At 43.1% G+C, this 17,464-nt stretch carries 18 protein-coding genes; 7 read left to right on the plus strand and 11 right to left on the minus strand.

The features are described 5' to 3' along the window. Positions 1–12 precede the first annotated feature (12 nt). The 9 genes from DWX33_RS07775 to DWX33_RS07815 all read right to left on the minus strand — a co-directional run bounded on the left by DWX33_RS07775 (position 13) and on the right by DWX33_RS07815 (position 9,232). Positions 13–1,527: a hypothetical protein gene (locus DWX33_RS07775; RefSeq protein WP_233570138.1), complete on the minus strand. Its 1,515-nt coding sequence runs from the start codon at positions 1,525–1,527 to the stop codon at positions 13–15. A gap of 6 nt (positions 1,528–1,533) precedes the next feature. Continuing rightward, complete coding sequence (locus DWX33_RS07780; RefSeq protein ID WP_005651910.1) at positions 1,534–3,132, minus strand: hypothetical protein; 1,599 nt, start codon at positions 3,130–3,132, stop codon at positions 1,534–1,536. An 11-nt stretch (positions 3,133–3,143) separates the two neighbouring features. After that, the gene (locus DWX33_RS07785) at positions 3,144–3,533 is read right to left on the minus strand and encodes a hypothetical protein (RefSeq protein WP_005651909.1); all 390 of its coding nucleotides are present in this window, start codon (positions 3,531–3,533) and stop codon (positions 3,144–3,146) included. 17 nt (positions 3,534–3,550) lie between these two features. Beyond that, positions 3,551–4,900 (minus strand): hypothetical protein, encoded by a 1,350-nt coding sequence (locus DWX33_RS07790; protein WP_227194119.1) that lies wholly within the window; start codon positions 4,898–4,900, stop codon positions 3,551–3,553. A 262-nt stretch (positions 4,901–5,162) separates the two neighbouring features. Continuing rightward, positions 5,163–6,365: a site-specific integrase gene (locus DWX33_RS07795; protein ID WP_117983993.1), complete on the minus strand. Its 1,203-nt coding sequence runs from the start codon at positions 6,363–6,365 to the stop codon at positions 5,163–5,165. Between the two features lie 3 nt (positions 6,366–6,368). Then, the gene (locus tag DWX33_RS07800) at positions 6,369–7,166 is read right to left on the minus strand and encodes a hypothetical protein (RefSeq protein ID WP_117983994.1); all 798 of its coding nucleotides are present in this window, start codon (positions 7,164–7,166) and stop codon (positions 6,369–6,371) included. 54 nt (positions 7,167–7,220) lie between these two features. After that, the gene (locus tag DWX33_RS07805) at positions 7,221–8,177 is read right to left on the minus strand and encodes a relaxase/mobilization nuclease domain-containing protein (protein ID WP_005651905.1); all 957 of its coding nucleotides are present in this window, start codon (positions 8,175–8,177) and stop codon (positions 7,221–7,223) included. Then, entirely contained in the window at positions 8,174–8,548 is a 375-nt protein-coding gene (mobC, locus tag DWX33_RS07810; RefSeq protein WP_005651904.1) for a plasmid mobilization relaxosome protein MobC, read from the minus strand. The genes DWX33_RS07805 and mobC overlap by 4 nt, the downstream gene beginning before the upstream one ends. Positions 8,549–8,785: 237 nt before the next feature. Continuing rightward, positions 8,786–9,232, minus strand: coding sequence for a DUF3408 domain-containing protein (locus DWX33_RS07815; RefSeq protein ID WP_016662231.1), 447 nt, complete (start codon positions 9,230–9,232; stop codon positions 8,786–8,788). A 591-nt stretch (positions 9,233–9,823) separates the two neighbouring features. Between DWX33_RS07815 and DWX33_RS07820 the strand changes: the two genes are divergently transcribed. Together DWX33_RS07820 and DWX33_RS07825 are read left to right on the plus strand one after the other, a co-directional pair. Further along, positions 9,824–10,135: a helix-turn-helix domain-containing protein gene (locus DWX33_RS07820; protein ID WP_117893114.1), complete on the plus strand. Its 312-nt coding sequence runs from the start codon at positions 9,824–9,826 to the stop codon at positions 10,133–10,135. 30 nt (positions 10,136–10,165) lie between these two features. Beyond that, the gene (locus DWX33_RS07825) at positions 10,166–10,471 is read left to right on the plus strand and encodes a helix-turn-helix domain-containing protein (protein ID WP_005651898.1); all 306 of its coding nucleotides are present in this window, start codon (positions 10,166–10,168) and stop codon (positions 10,469–10,471) included. A gap of 113 nt (positions 10,472–10,584) precedes the next feature. Here DWX33_RS07825 and DWX33_RS07830 read toward each other — a convergent pair whose 3' ends face one another. After that, the gene (locus DWX33_RS07830) at positions 10,585–11,004 is read right to left on the minus strand and encodes a hypothetical protein (protein ID WP_117984006.1); all 420 of its coding nucleotides are present in this window, start codon (positions 11,002–11,004) and stop codon (positions 10,585–10,587) included. A 45-nt stretch (positions 11,005–11,049) separates the two neighbouring features. Next, a complete protein-coding gene (locus DWX33_RS07835) occupies positions 11,050–11,610 on the minus strand; it encodes a hypothetical protein (protein ID WP_040315395.1) in 561 nt (186 codons plus the stop codon). Between the two features lie 420 nt (positions 11,611–12,030). On the opposite strand from DWX33_RS07835, the gene DWX33_RS07845 reads away from it, so the two are divergent. The 5 genes from DWX33_RS07845 to DWX33_RS07865 all read left to right on the plus strand — a co-directional run bounded on the left by DWX33_RS07845 (position 12,031) and on the right by DWX33_RS07865 (position 17,187). Beyond that, the gene (locus DWX33_RS07845) at positions 12,031–12,408 is read left to right on the plus strand and encodes a helix-turn-helix domain-containing protein (RefSeq protein WP_117983997.1); all 378 of its coding nucleotides are present in this window, start codon (positions 12,031–12,033) and stop codon (positions 12,406–12,408) included. Next, positions 12,401–12,733: a helix-turn-helix domain-containing protein gene (locus tag DWX33_RS07850; RefSeq protein WP_117689377.1), complete on the plus strand. Its 333-nt coding sequence runs from the start codon at positions 12,401–12,403 to the stop codon at positions 12,731–12,733. The genes DWX33_RS07845 and DWX33_RS07850 overlap by 8 nt, the downstream gene beginning before the upstream one ends. A gap of 207 nt (positions 12,734–12,940) precedes the next feature. Continuing rightward, a complete protein-coding gene (locus tag DWX33_RS07855; RefSeq protein ID WP_016662225.1) occupies positions 12,941–13,600 on the plus strand; it encodes a hypothetical protein in 660 nt (219 codons plus the stop codon). After that, positions 13,593–14,282 carry a DUF3307 domain-containing protein gene (locus DWX33_RS07860; protein ID WP_016662224.1) on the plus strand — a complete coding sequence of 230 codons (690 nt, stop codon included), beginning with the start codon at positions 13,593–13,595 and terminating at the stop codon, positions 14,280–14,282. The genes DWX33_RS07855 and DWX33_RS07860 overlap by 8 nt, the downstream gene beginning before the upstream one ends. Before the next feature lie 4 nt (positions 14,283–14,286). Further along, the gene (locus tag DWX33_RS07865; protein WP_117983998.1) at positions 14,287–17,187 is read left to right on the plus strand and encodes a DEAD/DEAH box helicase family protein; all 2,901 of its coding nucleotides are present in this window, start codon (positions 14,287–14,289) and stop codon (positions 17,185–17,187) included. The last annotated feature ends 277 nt before the right edge of the window (positions 17,188–17,464 follow it).

Raw genomic sequence — 17,464 nt, forward strand, 5'->3', positions numbered from 1 at the left:
AAAGCTGTATGCTTAATCCCCCAGGTTTATCGGGTGAGCCTGTTTAACATCAACCTGACGATCTTCTTCTGGTGCTATCTCATAATCCGAAGTTAAGAACTCACCCCTTATATTTCTTAGTATCTTACCTTCAGATTTAAAGAATGGTATAAAGTTCTCATTTACATCACTTGTAAACTCAGAATATAAATAGTATTTATTCCAATTTTCACTGACAAAGTTAGGCCATAAAATAACTCTGCCATTAGAAGTCATCCATTGAATCTTGTATTCTCTCTTGTTAAGCGTAACAGGTTCACCGTCAATTTCAACTACCAAAGTTACAGCTAACTGACCAGCATCATTTATCTTGGCAGTAAGTTTAGTGTTTCCTGAAGTTGAAGAGTAACCCAATAAAGAAGACAGACTATTTTTAAAGATGTCAATGCCTTGCTCTGATAACGGCAGGGAAAAGTAAGAGCATGATCCATCACTTAAATCAGGAACTCTTAAGTAATACACTGGAGCCTGAGAAAGTTTTGTTAGCTCATTTTTATCTTCACACCATCCAACTACAAAATTATCCTTGCTTAAGAGGTTCTGTATATCACCTATAACCTGACAGTTACCGTCATCAAAATAAGTGAAGGTGAAATCCTGCTTCATGTAAACCGGTACATCACTCTTGAACAAATCTGCAAATGGAGCTGACAGATTACCGTATTGAGCAATAGGGCCCACTTGACGAAGCAAACCATTACCTTTAGCACTAAGTTCATTTTCCCACTGTCTGCTTACAGCCTTGAATCCTGTCAATTCTATCCTTAGATTGTTTCCTCTCTGAGAATTGATTTTAGTCTCAAAAGCCTGTTGGTTACGGTTCATGTTTTTAACAAACAAATAAACCTTTTGCACTTCTTCTGGAGTAAGATAATTCATCGGGTCCTCAAACTTTCCTTGACGATACCAATTAATATCTGAAGCATCATTACCCAAGTTACTATAATCAACACCTGTAAAACAACCGGTAAGAGGAGATGTACCACCAACAAGATGTTCTCTATAATAGATCAGTTGAATAAATGGTTGGGCATCCGGATTTCGAGCCAAGTCATCCTGGTTACTCCAAACATCCTTTTCATTGAACAGCATTCTACCAAAGGCAGAAGCTATATCATAATCTCCCCCTCTGACATCCATATAAACAGGATCAGAAAATCTAATTCTGTCAGGGTATAATGCTATTACAGCCATCAAGCCTTTCCATTCGGCATGAAGCATATTATAGAACTGTAATAGACCTTCTGTGTTTATATTTGGATCTGGTGCAGCTATGGTAGAAAAGGCAAACTTAAAAAGTTTGGCTCTTGCCCATGGAGTAGGTATACCAGAAATTAATGCACCTAGTTTTTCTGCAGAGATATCCTCTAACATTTTTCCTGTATGAATACCCTGTATATATGAAGGAGCATTATTGAAGTTGTTCCACTTACCAACTTCTCCTCCGTTCTTGTCTATTTGACTTTTTATTAGTAGAGCTTTTGACATAATGAATTAGAATTTATAAAGTGAAACAAGTGTGTTATATATTCTTTTATATAATTGTTCTCCACGATTGGTCATAGATGGCATTTCTTTTTGGTTTTCATCCTTAAATGCTCTTTTAAACTCGTTAAATTTAGAGCTAATTAATCCAACATCAAACTTATTATCTTTGCCTATACCAGTCGTTTTATATAAGTCCTTATTCCACTTGTATTTCATTAGTTCTTTTTTCTTCTGTGGTGCAAATAAAGCAGCATTCAGAATGAACTTATCATCACCACCTGCAGACCTATGAAGCTGACGTAACCAACCTTCATACAATGTGTCATCTTGATTAATAGAAAAATGGAACAATTTAAAATATTCTTTTACACCATCCTTGATTTGAGTGTTATCTATATCCAGGAAATTCACAATATCCTTTTGATGTCCTGATTTTACACTATTAACAAAATCATCCTCTCCATTGCAGAATAAAGAAAACACTGTTAGCATACCAAGTTTCTTAGCAAATTCCTGTTCCATTTCTTGGCCAACAAAATCTCTGAATTCCAATTTTCCACTGTCGTCAACAGCTCTATACAAATACTCTGTGTCATGGTTCTGCTTTCTTGTTCGTAAATCATCTTCAGGAACCTTAAGAAAATGAAGTGCAGCACAAGCGGCCATAAGCTCGATATAATGAGAATCATTACATTGGTTTGCACCACCAGTAATTGTTTCTGACTGTTCCTTTTTAGCCATAGGGTTCCAGTCCAAACCAGGAGTCCCCAACATGTAAAATTTTTGATATGTACTTTTTACAGTACTGTCATCATCATAAAACATCATTGCAACCTGAGAGTTTAATGCAAATTTATCACTGGTTGCAATAATTTTCTGATTAACCAATTCTGCTCCTGTAGGTGATTTAAAGTTAAAATAGGCAGTCAATAATGTAGACCCAAAATATGCATTATTGAGAATATTAACTGCTCCGTTACTCATTATCTCAGCAGCTTTTGATATAGCCTGAGGTATGATAGGAATCGAAGAAGCACCTGTTCCACCAAATACTGAACCAAGAATAAATACTCTAGCACCTCCATTTTGAGCTACTTGAATGAGTTTCTGCAAATATGTCTTTAATTCAGAATTTTTATTTGAACGGGCTGCTTCCAATATTGAATGATACATCATCATGGAGCCGAGATGGGTCTGTGCCCTATAACCGTGACGAAGGTTAAATGTTTCTACGTTTTTAGTCAATACCAAATCCGCTATAGCTGTTTGCTCCGGATTATTGAACTTAGTATCCCCATAGTTAAATACAGACATGAAATCGCTCTTGACTTCATAATTAGGCGAAAATTCATAGTAATTGATATTGGCCGAAAAGAAAGTTTCGTTTAAAGCTGTACGAAGTGAAGCATCAGTTCCTTTTGCTTTAACATAGGCTTCCTTTACTTCTTTCAATCTGGCAAAATTACCATTATCTTTATCTGTATCAAGTGCTAAAAGATGTATGTCTGTATCATCAAACATACCCATAGCACATAAATGAATGAGGGATTCAATGCAACGCATTCCTGTACCACCAATCCCTAATACAAAATATTGTTGAGCCATAACTTACTTATTTATTCTTTCCCCTTACCTAAAATAGAACCAAATTTTGAATTTCTGAAGATAAACATTATCAGAATACCTAGAACAAAATAGATTCCAAGAAGAATCCCAATACATGTAATATTGGTTTCAACAAACATACTCTTGAAACCGGCATTAACGATCTGTCCCTTAACAACTAAATCATTATAAAGATAAAAACCTGCTGCAGAAACTATACCTATGACTATAAACCATATTCTTCTGGTTATATAAGATTTGTCCTGACCACCCTGGTATTTGATAATGAAAGAAATAATGAATGCGATCAACAAAGCTATTAACGCTGAGATAACTGCATAAATCATTGTACTGTTCTGTAAAGCCTCCAACTGAGGTAAAGTTGTTATTCTTGTTATCATAATAGAAAATTTAATGATTAATATTTATTGCTTTTTATGTAGATGGTATACAGATTTGCATTCTTCATCATATTCTGTATGTCCTTGTCAAATAATGCTTGTTTAACACTTTCAGAAACTGAGGTGTTCTGTTTGCCAGGTAAACCTATAGCATCAAAATTGAACATTTCTTCATAATTCTCAAATACGTTTTCAATACCAGATACATTAATATCTATCTTGGTGAAGTTAAACGGTTTGCATGATAAGAAAGTTGGGTTCCACATAGGAACATCAAAGTGTATGTTTATATTACCGTATTTGTTGAATTCTTCCTTGTCATATACAAATGCATTAACAGACTCAGTTAAACTGATAGAAGACAAATTCAAACCAGAAGGGGCTTCAGTTTCAGTGTAGAAGTTGTTATAGTCTGCATTTATATCGTAAACCTTAACTGATATATCAGAAATTCTAAAACCTCCATAACTGTTTCTATCGACCTTTAAGCCGGAGATAACAGGATTACCATATTGCAGTGGATCACCTGTTGTTTCATCTACAGCGCCCATAATATAACCCTCTATAGATTTCCAATCTACTGGCCAGTCTTGAATTTCATAAAGACCATAGTTTTTGTTTGATGCAGAAACAATTTCATTTACTTTACTTTTTCCATTTTCCGCCATAATTGTAGGATGACTTGCCGATAAATGGAACATTTCAACATCCGGATAATTTTCTAATTTAGTAGTTTCACATATTCTCTTATAGATATTACCTTCTAACCTGCTATCTGTAAACAAGAAATAGAATCTCTTCTTGTTATATTTCTGAGGTCCTTCTAAATATGGTTCTGCAAGTATATATATATCATGTCCTTTCTTAAGCCATTGTTTGAATGCATTGGCCATATATGGATCACTGATTCCGCCACCAGCTATATTCTTCTGGTAATACTCACCGTCAGTTAAAAGCACACCTTCAGAGTTGCCATTAACGATTAAATTAGCTGCTTGCTTTAAGTCGGCATAATTTACCTCTACTATATTGCTTAATGCTTGAAATACATTTATATTTTGTTCTTCGACAATCTTATCACCTTTTATAGAATAATAGTGTTTTGTAGCAGCAACAAATGAAGGAACTAAACTTTGAAAGAATGGTGAATGTTGTCCCAAAGTAATGCAAGTAGAATAATCTACAAACAAAGACAGATCATTCTCATTAAGTTTTGATTCATTTCCTGTATATTGAAAATATTTATTGTGGAATTCACATAGATATTTGTCGTCTGGAGCACTTGTTGAACATGAATCACAACTAGTATATAATAATCCTATGACTGGAATACATAGATTTAATGTTTTATAAAAAAAGTATTTCATATTTATTATTATTAAGTTTGTTGATACGCATAAAAATCATCACCTCTTGTTAAGAGAGAGATAAAACATTGCAAATATAAGCAAAATAGATAAATAGACCATATTAAAATGTTTTTTTCTTCACACTCAATCATTTAGAAAATTGGTAATATTTAGGAAAAATAAAGATTCTAATCGCATAATCTATTAAAAGACAGTACAATTAGGATATAAATCTTCTCTCTTAACAAGAAATGACAACTTTTCCTAAACAGTTGTAGTATTATAGCTCTCTCAAAATACTGAAATTAGCCTTGTCCACTACGGAGTTATCCAATGAAGCCAGATAAATTTGCGTAGTCATTTCCGAATCATGTCCCATCCCCTCGCTGATGACGGAAATCGGAACATTCTTGCTTTTGGCTGCGCTTGCCCATGAATGGCGGGCACAGTACATGCTCAGAGCAACGGATATATCGGCCAGTCCGGCTATTTCTTTCAGTTTCCGGTTTATTACGGACATCACATTCCTGTACTGCTTGTTCGTATCTTCAAAAGGATATTTCAATATTGGCAGAAGATAGGGACTGAGACTGTTTTCCGGATACTTGCCGACAATCTCCTGCATACATTTTTCCCACCTGATAACCAGCTGCTGCCCGGTCTTTCGTCTGCGATACGATAAGAAGCCGTTCTGAAGATCTTTCTTTTTCAGGTGAGCCATATCTATGAACGACATGCCACGGGTATAGAAGCTGAACAGGAACATGTCCCTTGCAAATTCCAGATTAGGCTGCAAAGACAGATCCAGGTTCTTCATGCGCTTGATGGCGGATAAGGGAACGGCACGCTTGACGGTCTTGTCCACTCCCGTATAGACATGCCTGAAAGGATTGCGCTGTTCCACCAGTTCCTTTTCCAGGGCACGGTTATATACCGCCCTCAGAATACGCATATAGAATGAACTGGTATTCCGTACGACACCTTTCCCATGAAGATAGGCTTCATAAAGCTGCATCAAATCCGAATCAATTTCAGACAGCAGAATATCCCGGTCCTGCCTGAACTGCATGAAACTTTTCAGGGTGCAGGAATAGTTCTCGGCCGTGCGTATCTTGCCCATCTGTCTGAGATGGGCGATGACACCCTGCATGAAGTTGAAGAATGACTGTTCATCCGTTCCGTTCTGAAAGGAACCAATAATCTCATCCGCCGTAAATGTACTTTTCTGATTTCCCAATTTACGAATGGTCATTTCAAACCGCTTCAGGTCCCATTTCATACGTTCCTGCAAGGAGAGAAGCAGATTGCTTCGCTCTGAATTACCGATGATGATATTGTTTTCAGCATCATTCCATTCATCTGCAAATATCCGGTAATCCGTCTTTAACTGACGGATTACACGGTTCTGGATAATCTGATAATAGACGGTACCTTCCTTTCCCTCTATGACGGAAGGTCTGAATTTTGCTTTTACACTGGCCATAGGCTATTTTTTAGATTCGTTCCCGATAGACTTGCTTTTGATGGACTTCGCCTTGCTGTCCAACTCCTTTGCGGCCTGCTCTTTCAGGCGTACCTGCTCGGTAAGGGCAGCCTGCTTCCGGACGGCATCCTCGTATGCCTCCACGTCCTCGCGTATCTGTTCAATACCGGCATTGTCACGGTTCAGTTCAAAAATGTTTTCCAATTCTGATATTTCATTCGGAGTGGCTTCACCTTTCATCTTGATATAGCGGTATTTCAAATCGTTATCCATACGGTCATTATCAGGTCGCTTTTCGATGTAGAAAGCCACAGATACAACTATCGAGTACGTTACCAGTATGATCAGGGTCCAGAATATATAAGGTGTATCTATGCTGATGCTGTGTCTGTGACAGACAACATCTGGTTCTTCCATCCTGTTCCTGACGGAAGTAGAAAGCGATTCCATCTTCTCCGATATGTGCAGGATGGTGTCTTTCTCTGTTTGGGCGAACCGTTCCAGGAACTCGTTCTGATTCTTGTGGTACGCCTGCTGTTCGCTTTTCAATACAGACAGGGTTTCCATGAACTTGTCCGGCATGGAGTTTCTTTTCTGTAGATTGGCTGTATCGCCCTTGATCATGACAAGAGCCTCCAGCACACGTTTGAAGCCTGTCTTTAAGGCATTCAGTTCCTGTATGACCTCTTTGTCCGCTTCGGCATCACCGCCCGCCGATTGAGGCATGGACAGCCCGTTTATCTTGTTTTCGATTCTCTCCAGGCATCCGTAGATGCTTTCCATAAACTCTTCCTGTTTCATAAATTCATTGATTTTAACGTTTTACACTTTAATGATTGATTGTTTGGGGCAGACTTATAATCCAAGCCCTTTCCGTTTCTTTTTCTTCTTGCGCTTGCGCAGCAGTTCGTCATACGGGATCTGTTCTTCCGGAACAGACTCGCCAAAAGAAGAAAACAACCCCAGTCCGTTGCTTTCAATAAATGCCATATTGGATGGTTCCTGTTCCTTCCGGTTGCGGTTTGACGGAGCTTGATTTTGCTTTTTAACCTCTAAATCCACTCCGGTATCCGGACTGTTTCCGCCCAGAATGGCATTCAGTTTTGCAAAGCTGAACTCCCTGCTGATTTGCGAGCCTTTGAAGGTCAGGCCGTCTTTGGTAAGGCGTATGCCTTGAATGTCACCGGCGGATTTCATTTTGCCGCCTCTTCCGACAAATTCCAGTTTTATACCCTGCAAGGCCAGACCGACCACAAGTTCTTTCCATGTCCTGGCGCGTTTCAACGCTTGCTTCACGGCATGATAAATCTCGTATTTAATGCGTTCCGAATCATGCAGTTTCGTTACATTGGTTTTGCCTTTATCCTCCGCATAGGTCAGTCCGTACTTGTCTTTAAGTCTTTTGGTGGCAATCTCATTACGCTTGTAATCGCCCTGTGAGGAGATTACTTTACCATCATAACCGATGCGGTTATAGACCAGATGGCAATGCGGATTGTCGGTATGGTGATGCCTTACCAGTATGAACTGGGTGTTCCTGATGCCCATCAGATCCATGTATTCCATCGCTATCTTAGCCATGAATTCATTGCTCAATACCGGCTTGTCTTCCGGTTTGAAGCTTAACGCGATGTGTCCGACGGGCTGTTTTATCTTCGGATTAAGCAGGCACTGGCAGTTGAAACTGTCCGCTATTTCACGGTTATTGCCCAGCAATACGCCATCGGAACCGATTATCTCGGCATTGTCCTTTCCCATCACGTAGCGGATGCAACCGCCAAAGGATTTGCCTTTCTTGATTTTGCCTATCATGTATTTCTCCTTTCCACTTTTTTATATTCGTTCATGATCACTTTCAGCTTTTCGAGCAGTTCCATGACGGCATTCCTTGTCCGGTAGAATCCTGTCTGGTGGGACAGCCTGGCAAGCTGGTTCAGGTTGTTCGCCATTCCCACAAGATTGCGTATGACGGCTGCTTCCTCCGTCGAATGCCTGGCCACAATCCTTGCTTCGAATGCGGCTTCCCGGATGAACTCCGCCAATGTGCGGTTCGCCTGTCTGCTGCGGTGCAGCAACCGCTCGTAATCAATCCTGGAGAACTTTACCGTCACGGATTTGGAAAGCTTGCGGATACCACTTGCTTTCGGTCTGCCTCTGGGTCTGGTTTTATCCTTGTCACTCATATTACTTGGTTTACTGTGATTGGTCATTTTACTGTGATGATATGTCCTGCAATCTGCGACCGTTGGGAGCGGATTGCCTCCGCGACTCCGGGAGTGGAGCGAGGTTTTCGGGATGCCCGAAAGATAACCTCGCTAACTCCCGAAACTGATGTTCCGTCCGTTGACCGCCTCTGGCGGGTTCTGAATGCCGGAATGCCATCATTCCATGATGCGGATGGATTTTGCACCGGGTGTCTTTTACAGTTTGCGCCACCGCTCGAAGTCTTCCGAATAGATTTCAAGATGCTGCCGGGCGATATTTTCCAGCAGTCCGGACACGCTCATCCTGCGGCTTCCGAGCTTGCGGACATACTCGTCCAGCCTGTCCCTTACCTCGCAGCTCACGAATACGGGCTTGCGGTCTTCTATTCTGGGAACCTGCAGGAATGTGCTGCGGTATTCTTCCAGTGACAGCCTGCGTTGCCTGCCGCTAATCCGGCACTTGGATGCAGGAGCGGAACCGTCTTTCTCTGCCGGCTCCTGGATCCCGGATTGTTCCGTGACTGTCGGCAGGATTTCATTCCCGGCATGGTCAGTAACCTCTCCTGCACTTTCAGGGTTTTCACACTCAGGAAGGAGCTGTGACATTTCCATACCTGTCATAGCTTCCCACCGCTCTTTGTCAAAGCTTTTTCTTGTAGCCATAATCTTTGAATTTTAATAAGTCAATACAGTGGCCTTGGTATGTACCTTGACCGGTTATCGGCAGCAAAGAAAGCGTGTATAGTGCACTGTGTCAAGCAAATGGAGTGAGTGTGGCAATTATGACCGGTTCTGCATTATATGCACCGGACAAACGGTGGCGACTGCTGTGATTTGCCACACCCGCACGGGCGCCCATGGAATCGGACAATGATTTCATGGCAGTATGGAGACTGAATCCAACGGACACTTTACCGGATATAGGATAACCCGTTGCAATCGTACCGGTATACTTGCTGCAGTCAGTTCAGGCAGTAATAATCATATGGCGGCTTTGCTCAGTCGGGTCATACTGTCCACCGGCCATGCAACATGATGACAGATGATGAAACAGACCGTCAGCCGTCTGCAAATCCATTGCAGTGTGATTATTACTGCTTTAATTTGTACCGGGAACAGGAAAGACAGACTGGTGGCTTGCTGCAGCCATGCCACTTGTTCCCTCCTGTCAGATGTATCGGATAAGGCAGTAAGCCGGCTTTGCCTTGGCGGTACAAGATGGAAAAGTATCAAATGGAAGTAAACAATGAGATTATGGAAATAGTAAGTTTTGAAAAAAGAACCTTTGAGGAGATGGCTGCCAAGTTGGATTACTTCGTGCAGCGGATGGATGACCTCTGCCGACAGCACGGGGAGAAGAAGGCAGAACGATGGATGGACAGCCATGCCGTCTGCCGGAAACTGCGTATCAGCCCGAGGACATTGCAGACCCTCCGTGACAACGGCACACTCGCCTTTACCAAGATTGGCAACCGCACCTACTACCGTCAGGAAGACGTGGAACGGGTCATTGTGGATGTGGAAGAGAGACGGAAAGAGGCGAAATGGAAAGGCAAAGGCATTTAGCAGTTGAAGTATCAATTAAAGACAAACCGTATGAGTAGTGAAATCAGAGAAAAAGACCATGAGTGGGTATGCAAATTCCACTCGAATTTCGACCGGCTTCTGGCTTCGTTCGAAAAGTTGTTCAGCCAACGCCGACCTCCCGTATATGGCGATGAGCTGCTGACTGACAAGGAAGTGTCGCACCTGCTTAAAGTGAGCCGCAGGACATTGCAGGATTACCGAAGCAACGGCATACTGCCCTATATTCAGGTGGGCGGCAAGATTCTGTACAGGGCTTCCGACATAGAGCGTACCCTGATGGACGGCTATAGGGAGGCGTACCGTTCAAGAAAATGAAAATCCATCCCGTTCCTTCTGCCTGCGGCCGCATGAAAAAAGGGACACCCGGAGGTCGGTTCTTCTTCTTCCTTCCTCCGGATGCCCCTTGCTTTTTCTTTCAGGTGTCGGGCTTATTTCGTACCGGTGGTCCTTACACTTACCCCTTTCGGTATCGGGTTGTCAAGTATTATCCGGTAGCATAGTCTGCCGTCCACATTCACCGGCTCTTTCGCCACCATGAAGCCGGCGCATTTCTCGACTTTTGCCGCATCGAGTATCATGCCGGCGATGAAGCTGTTCGAGAAGCGGGCGCAACGCGGGTCGTTCCAGATCGTGAAGCCGTTCTCGTCATCCGAGACGAACATGTACCAGTCCTTGGGCCTGTCTTCGTCCCTGGCGATACACAGCCTGTTTCCTGCGTGCAGGCTCAGTTCTCGGCTCAGTATCCGGCTCAAATACATGCTTCCGTCACGGCATACCGTGATGATCCGTTTGCCCTTGTAGGTCAGTGCCGGATGGGAATTGCTCTTGTCATAAACTGTCAGTTTCATAATCATCGATATTTTTTCGTTATACATTGTTTTCCTTTATTCGTGTCATGCCGCCTCTCCGGCCATGATCAGCCTTCTTCTGGCGATGAATTTCCGGTTTGCCCGGACGGATTCCATCATCGCCTGTGCCCTGCGCGTCACCACCGAGGTCTTCTCGCCCATGTGCCTGGCTATGGTGCGGAACGAGCTTCCGGTCTCGTAGAACCGCAGCATGAATATCCTGTAATCCTCGTAGGAGAAATGCCGCCTGAGGAACTTCTGTATGTCCCTTACCAGCCTGTCGCATCCGGTCAGCATCTCTTCCCGTTCTTCTGTCTCTTCCGCGCAGTCCGTCTCGCCCAGTCTTGCGAAATACTCGTCTCCGGGACTGTCGTAACGGCTTTCATCCCTTGCCCCCGACTGTAGGATTCTCCGGTAGCATCCGAAGAAATAGGATTCCAACTCATCGATCCCGCCGCTTGCGAACATGACCTGTTTCCTGACTGCCAGATAGGCGTCATGGAATGCGTCCTCGTCGATTTTTCCATAGATGGAGAGTCTCTCCTTCAATCTCGCGTATGAACGGTCAAACCATCCGTTGAATTCTTTTACGTCTTTTGTTGCCATATCCTTTTTCCATTTATCTGTTAGACATCCGGCCCGTGGTGCGGGCACTCTTGTTTCTTTGAATGCCTTACAGCTGTTCTACCTCCGGAAAAGCGTCAAGGCTCGGCAGGAAAAAATACCGGAGCGCAAAGCGCGAGGATGATTTTTTCCCCGCCGACCCGCAGGGCCCGGCCTTGCGCTCCGGTGGGGAACGGCTACCTTTGCTTCAAAGAAATGAGTGTGTCCTTTTCTGCTTTTTACCGCCTGCAATTATCCTCCTGCGGTGAAAAGGAATGTCTGACGGTGACACATGCCGTCCGGTTTGCGGACTGTTTCCGTTTTTTTGTTTCCTTCGCACAGGAAACGGTAGGCACAGCCTGATTCCGCCGTTTCGTTTTGCATGAAAAATCAATGTCAAACGAACTTAAAAATTACAGGAATATGGAAGTAGTAGTCATAGACAAGGCGACTTTCGAGAGGATGCTCTCGGGATTTGAGATTTTTGCGGAAAAGGTGGAACGGCTCTGCCGGGAACAGGAGGACTTGGGAGAAAAGGAGTGGCTTGACAGCGATGACGTGTGCAGGCTGCTCTGCATCAGTCCGAGAACCTTGCAGACGATGCGGGAGAACGGAACGCTGGCTTACACCAAAATAAGCCACAAGGTATATTACAGGCCGGAGGACGTGAAGGCCGTCTTTCCCGTGGCGGAAATGAAACGGTGTATAACAGCCGGCAAGGAAAGAATATGCAATGTGACCAACAAACAAACAAGCCAACCAACAAACCAACCAACAAACAGATATCTGACTTATGAATGACAATGGCAACATCCGGCTGCTGACACCAGAAAACGACATGCGCGTGAGAGCCTTCCTCTCGTCGCTGGAAGAACTATCGGAAAAGGTGGAGAAAATACGTAAAAACAACAAGCCGTCCCTGGACGGGGAACACTATTATACCGACAAGGAACTGGCCGTCAAACTGAAGGTCAGCCGCAGAAGCCTTCAGGATTACCGCAACAACGGCATATTGCCCTATATCCAGATAGGCGGCAGGATTCTGTACAGGGCTTCCGACATAGAACGTACGTTGATGGACGGGTACAAGGAGGCGTACCATCAGAATGGAAGAACCGGGTTTTAATATTACCCCATATAATGGGTATCCGCCAAGTTCAACTTTTCATTTCAGAATCCGCATCACAGGTTCACTAAATGATGCGGATTGGTTTTGTAATGCAATACTTATACACCCTTTATTGGGTATATAGTAATGTTACACCCTTTTTAGGGTATATTTCTTGGCTATACCAAATTATATTCATACATTTACAGCCAAAACAATAGTAATATGTTTGCAACCATTTCGGCAGATATAGTTTCATCCACTTCGTTATCCGTGGATGAAACTATCAGACTAAAGCAAAGGATAGAAGCACTGTTTGCTTTGCTCAAAACAAAATACCCGGATTTTTACGGTCGTCAAATCAAAGGCGATTATATCGAATGTGTAATGCAGAATGTATCCAATGTCTTTCGTATAGCTCTTGTAATCAAATCATGCATCAAGTCTTTCCCGATTACAGAAAACAGGAAAGCGAAGAGCTTTCAGACATATGGTATCAGGATGGCTATCGGTATTGGAAACATGCGTATAGTGGACACGGAACAGGGCATTTGGGATGGCGAGTCCATTTATATGTCGGGGCGTTCACTTGAGGGAATGAATGCCTTGAATAAAGGAACTTTGTCTGTATGTACAAGCAAAAGACAATTATCCTGCCCCTTACAGACGATCGCATTGCTGACCGATGCCATCATGAATGACATGACCCTGCGCCAAAGCGAGGTCATTTATTACAAACTGCTTGGATTGAAGGAAACGGATATAGCCCGAAATCTGGGAATATCACAATCCGGTGTAAACAAGGCTTCATCGGCTACAAAATGGTATTGCATAGAGGAAGCCTTGAAGTATTTTGAACAGATAAATTTTAACGAATATGAATAGCTGGCTGTTTTTAAGTTTGCTGTTGGGCCACGTCATAGCCGATTTCTACCTGCAAAATGACAAATACTGCTCACAGAAAGAGGAAAAGAAGTTCAGAAGCTGCTTCCTGTATGTACATTCGCTTCTTGTAGCTGTAGTATCATGGGCTTTGGTCCCGGTCAGCGATTTCGGGTTTTATGCCTTGACCATTGCCCTGTCACATCTGGCCATTGATCTTGTCAAAGCCTATTGTCCCAAAGGATTGTGGAGTTTTGTCCTTGACCAGGCTGCACATCTGGCAATATTGGCTGCTGTGGCTACCGAGTTTGATATCACCACTGAATTGCCTGTACAATTTGTGGATTATACCGGGAACTTCTCCATGCCTTTATTCATACTGGCGGTACTGTTGTGCATCAAACCCGCCAATGTCCTGATCAAGCTGGTTTTGAAAAGGTACCAAATCGGAGAAACACTATCCTGTGAGAATATCAAAAATGCCGGAGCATTGATAGGAAACCTGGAACGTATTCTCACAATCATATTTGTAATAATAGGCAGGTATGAAGCAATCGGTTTTATCATAGCCGCAAAATCCATATTGAGGTTCAAGGATACGGATACAGCAAAAACCGAATATGTCCTTGCCGGAACATTTCTAAGTTTCGGAATCGCTTTGCTTTGCGGACTGATGGCAGCATAACGGGATGGAAGAGCTGCAAAAGAAATACGACACGCTTGTCGGGAAATATAATGCATTACTTGCCGAGAACGAAGAGTTGAAATCAATTCTTCTTCAACACGGCATTGCGTATTCCGCATCGGAAATCTCTGATAAGGAGCCGATTTTTTCTCCTGTAATATTTCCTTCTGTCAATTTCACGCCTGATGAGAAAATAGCATTGTTCAGCAGCTTTTTCAAGGGAAGAACGGATGTTTTTGCACGAAGATGGTTCAGCAGGACAACGGGAAAGGGAGGCTATCAACCGGTCTGTACCAATGAATGGCGAAGAGGAGTCTGCGACAAGAAACGATACAAGTGCTCGGATTGCCCGAATCGCAACCTTGCTCCTCTGACAAGCCGGGAAATCTACCGCCATTTGGAGGGAAAAGATGAATACGGGTGTGATGTTATAGGTTTATATGCTGTCACCCCTGACAATAAATGCTCTTTTCTTTGCGCTGATTTTGATGACAAGAATTGCACTCGCGGATATAAGGAAGATGTGCTGGCTTTCACTGCCGTTTGTAGGAATTGGGGAATTCCGTACAGTATCGAACGTTCACGCTCCGGTAACGGGGCGCATGTATGGATATTTTTCGAAGAACCGGTTGCTGCCGGTAAAGCCAGGAAATTAGGCAATGCCATCCTTACTGAGGCCATGAAGCGCAACGGACATATTACCTTCAATTCATACGACCGTTTCTTCCCCAATCAGGACAGAATGCCTGAAGGCGGATTCGGAAATCTGATAGCCCTTCCATTGCAAGGCAGGGCACGGAAAATGGGAAACAGTGTCTTTGTGGATGAAAACTTCCTTCAGTTCAAAAACCAATGGGCTTATTTATACAATGTAAAAAAGCTTAATGAGCATGACTTGGACATGTTATTGGTCCAGCACAGACAAGAAGATTTCGGTTCGTTGGCAACTTCTTCAGAAACAAAGCCTTGGGTGCTTCCTGTATCTCAGGATGTCACGCAGAAAGATTTTAACGGAAAACTGAAAATTAAAAAATCGGACAGACTATACATCCCCCTAAACTCCATATCCGAAAAGGTGGCCAATCATCTCAAGCGTATAGCCGCATTCAAAAATCCGGAATTTTACAGCAAACAAGCAATGCGCATCTCTACCTATAACATTCCGCGTATTATTTGCCGTGCAGACTTTACGGATGATTACCTCGCCCTGCCCCGCGGTTGTGAGGATGCCGTAACAACTATGCTGGAATCTCTTGGAGTTGCTTATGAAATGATTGATGAAACCAATCACGGCAAGCCTGTTGCCGTTGCATTCAAGGGCAAGGAACGTGACGAGCAACTTGATGCCATCAATTCCTTAATGCCATACACGAACGGGGTATTGGCGGCAACGACCGCTTTTGGGAAAACAGTAACAGCAGCTGCTCTGATTGCCCGAAAAAAGGTAAGCACACTCGTGCTGGTACATTCCAAAGCGCTGCTCCTGCAATGGCACGAACGCCTTACCGACTTTCTTGAGATAGAATTTGCCGAGCCTGCCACGTCAAGAAAACGTGGCAGGAAAAAAGTGTTTTCTCCCATAGGCTGCTTGGATTCAACCTCAAACACCTTGCACGGAGTCATTGACATCGCCCTTATGCAATCATGTTTTGAAAATGGCGAGGTAAGACCTTTTGTACGGGAATATGGGATGGTGATCGTGGATGAATGCCACCATGTTTCTTCCATAACGTTTGAGAATGTGCTCAGACATATTACGGCACATCATGTCTATGGACTTACTGCCACACCTATCCGCAAGGACGGACTGCAACCCATTATCTTCATGCAGTGCGGACCAATCCGCTTTTCGGCAGATGCCAAGACCCAGATACAGAAGCAGTCATTCCTGCGTTATCTTGTTCCAAGATTCACATCCTATCGCTCTGTAACTGAAAACAGGCAGTCGTTCGCCTTATTGTCACAATCGCTTGCAGAGTCTGAATTACGGAATACGCTCATCGTGGAGGATGTGTTAAATGCAGTAACGGCAGGCAGGACACCGATTATCCTGACCGGCAGGACATCGCATGTAAAGCTGCTTTCCGAAATGTTAAAACCGCATATCTCACATGTCATCCAACTGACGGGAGAAGGAACAGCCAAAAGCAAGCGTGAAATCCTGCAAGGATTGCATGACATTCCGCAAAATTCCCCTCTTGTAATAGTCGCTACCGGAAAATATGTAGGAGAAGGATTTGACTATCCCCGGCTTGATACGCTCTTTTTAGCCCTCCCCATATCATGGAAAGGGTTGGTTGCCCAGTATGCAGGCCGTCTGCACCGGGAGAACGAAGGGAAAGCCGATGTCCGTATCTATGATTATATCGATATACACGAACCTGTCTGTGAGAGCATGTATCGCAAGAGGCTCAAAGGCTATTCCGTCATCGGCTATCGGGTACTTTCCAAGGATTGTCAGACATTGTTTGATGCAACCGAAGGTTTACAGTCGTCTCCGCATGAAGAACAGATTTTCAACGGCATAACATTCTGTCATCCGTTTATAAAAGAATTAAAAGCCTCAAGACAATCCATTGTGATATCTTCCCCTAAGCTCTATCATATGGAACGAAATAAATTTGTCAATATCTTGAAAGAACTCCAAAGAGACGGTATTGAAGTGGCCATTCTTACATTGACAGAAAACGAGCAGTCGGATTATCTCAGAAGACAGGGGTTGTTCGTAAAGATTGTACCTGAATTATCATTATGTTCATGTGTTATGGACAAATCCTCCGTCTGGTATGGCAGTATCAATATCCTTGGCTATCCGACGGAAGAAGACAATATTATAAGAATTAAAGATATAAGACTTGCAGAAGAATTTTTGGATGTCATTTACAATAATGGCAATGGCAAGTAATACAAAAATGAAATCATAATGCAGCAGATATAAGGAGGACACCGGCTAAATGTATATTGTCAAATCACTTGTGATACATTATATTTCAGAATTTTAAGCATGAAAACAGCGAATGAAGACAGAAGCAGTTCAGCCGGACAAGGGCGGATATTGGCAGGTGGTCGAAAAAACGGATTGATTTTTTGGAGGGAGCGCAGTTTGCCGCCTGCCTTTTTCATTGTGTTTCAAAAAAACGCCCTCCTATAGAAAATCAGAACAATCAGAACAGCATACGGAC

Origin of the sequence: Parabacteroides sp. AF19-14 (assembly GCF_003635485.1) — a bacterium.
Taxonomy (GTDB): Bacteria; Bacteroidota; Bacteroidia; order Bacteroidales; family Tannerellaceae; genus Parabacteroides; species Parabacteroides distasonis.

Coding starts and splice junctions, on each gene's coding strand:
- DWX33_RS07845 (WP_117983997.1), top strand. CDS start 12,031: ATGGAAGTAGTAGTCATAGACAAGGCGACTTTCGAGAGGATGCTCTCG.
- mobC (WP_005651904.1), bottom strand. CDS start 8,548: ATGAGTGACAAGGATAAAACCAGACCCAGAGGCAGACCGAAAGCAAGT.
- DWX33_RS07795 (WP_117983993.1), bottom strand. CDS start 6,365: ATGGCCAGTGTAAAAGCAAAATTCAGACCTTCCGTCATAGAGGGAAAG.
- DWX33_RS07805 (WP_005651905.1), bottom strand. CDS start 8,177: ATGATAGGCAAAATCAAGAAAGGCAAATCCTTTGGCGGTTGCATCCGC.
- DWX33_RS07830 (WP_117984006.1), bottom strand. CDS start 11,004: ATGAAACTGACAGTTTATGACAAGAGCAATTCCCATCCGGCACTGACC.
- DWX33_RS07860 (WP_016662224.1), top strand. CDS start 13,593: ATGAATAGCTGGCTGTTTTTAAGTTTGCTGTTGGGCCACGTCATAGCC.
- DWX33_RS07855 (WP_016662225.1), top strand. CDS start 12,941: ATGTTTGCAACCATTTCGGCAGATATAGTTTCATCCACTTCGTTATCC.
- DWX33_RS07800 (WP_117983994.1), bottom strand. CDS start 7,166: ATGAAACAGGAAGAGTTTATGGAAAGCATCTACGGATGCCTGGAGAGA.
- DWX33_RS07825 (WP_005651898.1), top strand. CDS start 10,166: ATGAGTAGTGAAATCAGAGAAAAAGACCATGAGTGGGTATGCAAATTC.
- DWX33_RS07775 (WP_233570138.1), bottom strand. CDS start 1,527: ATGTCAAAAGCTCTACTAATAAAAAGTCAAATAGACAAGAACGGAGGA.
- DWX33_RS07850 (WP_117689377.1), top strand. CDS start 12,401: ATGAATGACAATGGCAACATCCGGCTGCTGACACCAGAAAACGACATG.
- DWX33_RS07790 (WP_227194119.1), bottom strand. CDS start 4,900: ATGAAATACTTTTTTTATAAAACATTAAATCTATGTATTCCAGTCATA.
- DWX33_RS07820 (WP_117893114.1), top strand. CDS start 9,824: ATGGAAATAGTAAGTTTTGAAAAAAGAACCTTTGAGGAGATGGCTGCC.
- DWX33_RS07780 (WP_005651910.1), bottom strand. CDS start 3,132: ATGGCTCAACAATATTTTGTATTAGGGATTGGTGGTACAGGAATGCGT.
- DWX33_RS07835 (WP_040315395.1), bottom strand. CDS start 11,610: ATGGCAACAAAAGACGTAAAAGAATTCAACGGATGGTTTGACCGTTCA.
- DWX33_RS07865 (WP_117983998.1), top strand. CDS start 14,287: ATGGAAGAGCTGCAAAAGAAATACGACACGCTTGTCGGGAAATATAAT.
- DWX33_RS07785 (WP_005651909.1), bottom strand. CDS start 3,533: ATGATAACAAGAATAACAACTTTACCTCAGTTGGAGGCTTTACAGAAC.
- DWX33_RS07815 (WP_016662231.1), bottom strand. CDS start 9,232: ATGGCTACAAGAAAAAGCTTTGACAAAGAGCGGTGGGAAGCTATGACA.